Below are 4,824 nucleotides of genomic sequence, written 5' to 3'. Positions count from 1 at the left end.
CAAGCTCCAGCACACGGCCTTCGATAAAGCTTTGACGTTCGCGCGCCCGTGATACTCGGCGTTTTCCGAAAGGTCGCCATGTTCGCGGGCCTCCGCGATGGCTTTGATGACCGCCGGGCGTTCGGTGATCTTAAGGTGCTTCAATTCCTCCTGGAGGCGGTTGAAGCCCGCCGCTGTCATCGGAACTTTTTCCATGTTCGGTCCATCACCGCTTGCAGTCGTTCGACCTGTCCAGAGAGCGACATTAGGGACAAAGACGGCGCGGAGGAGGTCCGCCGCGCCGTCGTCCGTCCTTAATACGATCCGCTAAGGTACGACTGCAACGGGGCGACTTCAAGGCTGCCGTTCCGGAGTGCGGCAATCGCTTCCACCGCCGCGCGTGCTCCTGCCACCGTCGTATAGTACGGAATGTTGTAGGTCAGCGCGGTGCGCCGCAGGCTGAAGCTGTCGGACAGCGCCTGGGCGCCTTCCGTCGTGTTGATGACCAGATGCACGTCGCCGTTGATCATGGCGTCGACGATGTGCGGCTGGCCTTCCACCACCTTGTTGATGGTCTCCGCCGGTACGCCGGCCTCGCTCAGCACCTTGGCGGTGCCGGAGGTCGCCAGGATGCGGAAGCCCATCTCGTGCAGCTTCTTGGAGATCACCGCCAGCGCCGGCTTGTCGTGGTCCTTGACCGAGACGAAGACGCTGCCCTTGACCGGCAGGGTGACGCCGGCGCCGAGCTGCGCCTTGGCGAAGGCCAGCGCGAAGTTGTGGTCGAGGCCCATGACCTCGCCCGTCGACTTCATCTCCGGCCCCAGCACGATGTCGACGCCGGGGAAGCGGGCGAAGGGGAAGACCGCTTCCTTGACCGCGGTGTGCGGCGGGGTCGGGCCGTTCAGGGTGAAGGAGGACAGCTTCTCCCCCGCCATGACGCGGGCAGCGATCTTGGCGATGGCGGTACCGGTGGCCTTGGCGACGAAGGGCACCGTGCGGCTGGCGCGCGGGTTGACCTCCAGGATGTAGACGGTGCCGGCCTTGACCGCGAACTGGACGTTCATCAGCCCGACCACCTTGAGGGCGCGGGCGAGCGCGTCCGACTGGCGGTTGATCTCGGCGATGGTGTCGGCCGGCAGCGTGTAGGGCGGCAGGGCGCAGGCGCTGTCGCCGGAATGGATGCCGGCTTCTTCGATATGCTCCATCACGCCGGCGACATAGACGTCGGTGCCGTCGCAGACGACGTCGACATCGACCTCGATGGCGTCCTGCAGGTAGCTGTCGATCAGCACCGGGTTCTTGCCCGACACCTGCACGGCGGTGCCCATGTAGCGCTGGAGCCCGGCCATGTCGTGGACGATCTCCATCGCCCGGCCGCCCAGTACGTAGGACGGACGGATGACGACCGGGAAGCCGATGCGCGCAGCGACCGCCTCGGCCTCTTCCAGCGAGCGGGCGAGGCCGTTGGCCGGCTGCTTCAGGTTCAGCTCATGCAGCAGCTTCTGGAAGCGCTCGCGGTCCTCGGCCAGGTCGATGGCGTCGGGCGAGGTGCCCAGGATCGGGATGCCGGCGGCCTCAAGGGCAGCGGCGAGCTTCAGCGGGGTCTGGCCGCCGAACTGCACGATGCAGCCCAGAACGGTGCCGTTGCGCTGCTCGACGCGCACCAGCTCCACCACGTCCTCGGCCGTCAGCGGCTCGAAATACAGGCGGTCGGCGGTGTCGTAGTCGGTGGAGACGGTCTCCGGGTTGCAGTTGACCATGATGGTCTCGATGCCGGCCTCCTGCAGGGCGTAGACGGCATGGACGCAGCAATAGTCGAACTCGATGCCCTGGCCGATGCGGTTCGGACCGCCGCCGAGGATGACGACCTTGCGCTTGTCGGTCGGGTCGGACTCGCACTCCGCCTCGCCGGTCCCATCGGTCTCGTAGGTCGAGTACATGTAGGGGGTGGCGGAGGCGAATTCGGCGGCGCAGGTGTCGATGCGCTTGTAGACCGGGGTGACGCCGGCCAGACGGCGGCCAGTGGCGACCGCGGCCTCGGTGGTCTTGGCCAGCTCGGCCAGGCGGGCGTCGGAGAAGCCCATCTGCTTCAGCTTCAGCCAGCCGGCCTTGTCGGTCGGCAGGCCACCGGCGCGGATCGCCGCCTCGCGGTCGGTGATCTCCTTGATCTGCTCCAGGAACCACGGGTCGTATTTGGAGACGGCCTGGACCTCCTCCACGGTGAAGCCGTGGCGGAAGGCCTGGGCGATCACCAGCAGGCGGTCGGGCGTCGGGGTGGCGAGCGCGCCGCGGATGGCGGTGCGGTCCGGGTTCTCCTCCCCGCCGATCTTCACCTCGTTGAAGCCGGTCAGGCCGGTCTCCATCGAGCGCAGGGCCTTCTGCACCGACTCCTGGAAGGTGCGGCCGATCGACATCGCCTCGCCCACCGACTTCATCGAGGTGGTCAGCAGCGGTTCCGACCCCTTGAACTTCTCGAAGGTGAAGCGCGGCATCTTGGTGACGACGTAGTCGATCGTCGGCTCGAAGCTCGCGGGGGTGGTGCCGGTGATGTCGTTGGTCAGCTCGTCCAGGCGATAGCCGACGGCCAGCTTGGCGGCGATCTTGGCGATGGGGAAGCCGGTGGCCTTCGACGCCAGCGCCGAGGAGCGCGACACGCGCGGGTTCATCTCGATGACGATCAGGCGGCCGTTGGCCGGGTTGACCGCGAACTGGACGTTCGAGCCGCCGGTGTCGACGCCGATCTCGCGCAGCACGGCGATCGAGGCGTCGCGCATGATCTGGTATTCTTTGTCGGTCAGCGTCAGCGACGGGGCGACGGTGATCGAATCGCCGGTGTGGACGCCCATCGGGTCGATGTTCTCGATGGCGCAGACGATGATGCAGTTGTCGGCGCCGTCGCGCACGACCTCCATCTCATATTCCTTCCAGCCCAGCACCGATTCCTCGATCAGCACCTCGCCGACCGGGCTGGCGCGCAGGCCGCCGCGCACGATGTCCTCGAACTCCGCCCGGTTGTAGGCGATGCCGCCGCCGGTGCCGGCCAGCGTGAAGCTGGGACGGATGATGGCGGGCAGGCCGACGAACTCCAGCGCGTCCATCGCCTCGGTCAGGGTGCGGACCATGCGCGACTTCGGCGATTCCAGGCCCAGCTTGTCCATGGCGTCGCGGAACAGGATGCGGTCCTCGGCCTTGGCGATGACGTCGCGCTTGGCGCCGATCATCTCCACGCCGAGCCGCTCCAGCGTGCCGTCGTCGGACAGCGCCATCGCCGTGTTCAGCGCGGTCTGGCCGCCCATGGTCGGCAGGAGCGCGTCCGGACGCTCCTTCTCCAGGATCTTGGCGACGACGGCCGGGGTGATCGGCTCGATGTAGGTGGCGTCGGCCAGACCCGGGTCGGTCATGATGGTGGCCGGGTTGGAGTTGACGAGGATGACCCGGTAGCCTTCCTCGCGCAGCGCCTTGCACGCCTGAACGCCGGAATAGTCGAACTCGCAAGCCTGTCCGATGACGATCGGACCCGCGCCGATGATGCAGATGGATTTGATGTCGGTGCGTTTGGGCATGGGTCCGCTTCTCTGAAGTGTGGTCAGCCGAAAACCCCCCGGCGCCGGGGGACCGGAGACGGAGAGCGGGGATGGGCATGTCGTGCAAGGCCCCCTTATAGGGGGTTCGGGGCCGGGGGGGAAGGGGTGGCATGGATGTCACCCTCGCATGACTGAATCTCGGGCACGGCACCTCCGGCCCATGCGGGCCTTGAACCGATGGGGAAAGGGACGCATCAATTCCCACTCTCCCGTTCCGCATACCCATTGGAGATACGCCCCGATGAGCCACGCCTTCGCCAAGGACAGCCGCGCTTGCGCCGCCTGCGTCTCGTGGGGTGGCGAGCGCGCGCTGTCGGAGGACAACACGCTGGTGTATGTCGCCCGCCATGGGGTCGAGGGGGAGTGCCGCACCGCCAGCAGCCAGGACTACCGCCGCATCACCAAGGGCTATCACACCTGCACGGCCTGGGCACCGCTGCCGATGCTGAAGAAGCATGGCGGCCGGATCGGCCACACGCCGGCCGGGCAGGCCCACACGCCGGTCACCGCCGCGGCCTCGCGGCCGATGCCGCCCGTCTCCCAGCCGGTGCCTGCCGCTGCCGCCTTCGCCGACGCGCCGGTTGCGACGCCGGTGCTGGACCTGCCGCCGCCGCCCTGCCGGGCCGACCCGATCGATGTGGAGCAGTCGCCACAGGTCCGGGTGCTCTACACCCATTGGCTCCGGCTCAAGCGCAAGCGCCGCATGCCGCTGGCGACCGAGATCGACACATCGCAGGTGCGCGAAAGCGTGCCGCGCATCGCCCTGATGGAGCCGACCGCCGACGGCAGCGACTTCGTCTACAAGTCCTGTGGCCGCGCCCTGCAGCGCCGGCTGGCCGAGCGGCCGACGACGCGGCGGGTGAGCGACTGCCATCCGGAGCAGGCGGCGCGGCGCTGGCTGTCCGACCTGCGCGCCTGCCTGGAAAGCGGCGAGCCGCGTTGCCTGCTGGTGCGCGACGACCCGATGCTGCCGGGGGCGAAGTTCGTCGAGCTTCTGCTCCCGCTGGCCGACGTCGAAGGCGGGCCGGCGACGCGCGTGCTGGCCTACCGCCATGTGCCGGGTGGCTGAGGAGGGAAGCGCCCTTCACCGGCTGGCCCTGCTGACGGCTGGACAATCCATCGGCGAGGTCTCGCTGCTGGACAGCGGTCCGCGTTCCGGTGCGGTGCGTGCGGTCGAGGACAGCGAGGTCGTGGCGGTTCCGATCGCCCGCCTGCGCGAGCAGCCCGATCCGCATCTCGGCATCGACAGCCGGCTGAAGAT

At 68.1% G+C, this 4,824-nt stretch carries 3 protein-coding genes and 1 pseudogene; 2 read left to right on the top strand and 2 right to left on the bottom strand.

Going from position 1 to position 4,824, the window contains the following annotated elements:
* Positions 1 to 195 (bottom strand): annotated as a pseudogene (locus I71_RS34030) (transcription elongation factor GreA); the annotation flags it as partial.
* A 98-nt stretch (positions 196 to 293) separates the two neighbouring features.
* Complete coding sequence (gene carB / locus I71_RS34025) at positions 294 to 3,542, bottom strand: carbamoyl-phosphate synthase large subunit (RefSeq protein ID WP_042704710.1); 3,249 nt, start codon at positions 3,540 to 3,542, stop codon at positions 294 to 296.
* Between the two features lie 262 nt (positions 3,543 to 3,804).
* Here carB and I71_RS34020 point away from each other — a divergent pair, with 262 nt between their 5' ends.
* Both I71_RS34020 and I71_RS34015 read left to right on the top strand, forming a co-directional pair.
* The gene (locus I71_RS34020; RefSeq protein WP_042704709.1) at positions 3,805 to 4,632 is read left to right on the top strand and encodes a hypothetical protein; all 828 of its coding nucleotides are present in this window, start codon (positions 3,805 to 3,807) and stop codon (positions 4,630 to 4,632) included.
* The coding region (locus tag I71_RS34015; RefSeq protein ID WP_042704707.1) for a cyclic nucleotide-binding domain-containing protein at positions 4,616 to 4,824 on the top strand (209 nt) is incomplete at its 3' end. The genes I71_RS34020 and I71_RS34015, both read left to right, overlap by 17 nt.

This window comes from Azospirillum sp. B506, assembly GCF_000333595.1.
In the GTDB taxonomy this organism is placed as follows: domain Bacteria; phylum Pseudomonadota; class Alphaproteobacteria; order Azospirillales; family Azospirillaceae; genus Azospirillum.
Note: the sequence above shows the minus strand (reverse complement) of the source record. Positions and strands in the feature narration are given on the sequence as shown.

Coding starts and splice junctions, on each gene's coding strand:
- carB (WP_042704710.1), bottom strand. CDS start 3,542: ATGCCCAAACGCACCGACATCAAATCCATCTGCATCATCGGCGCGGGT.
- I71_RS34020 (WP_042704709.1), top strand. CDS start 3,805: ATGAGCCACGCCTTCGCCAAGGACAGCCGCGCTTGCGCCGCCTGCGTC.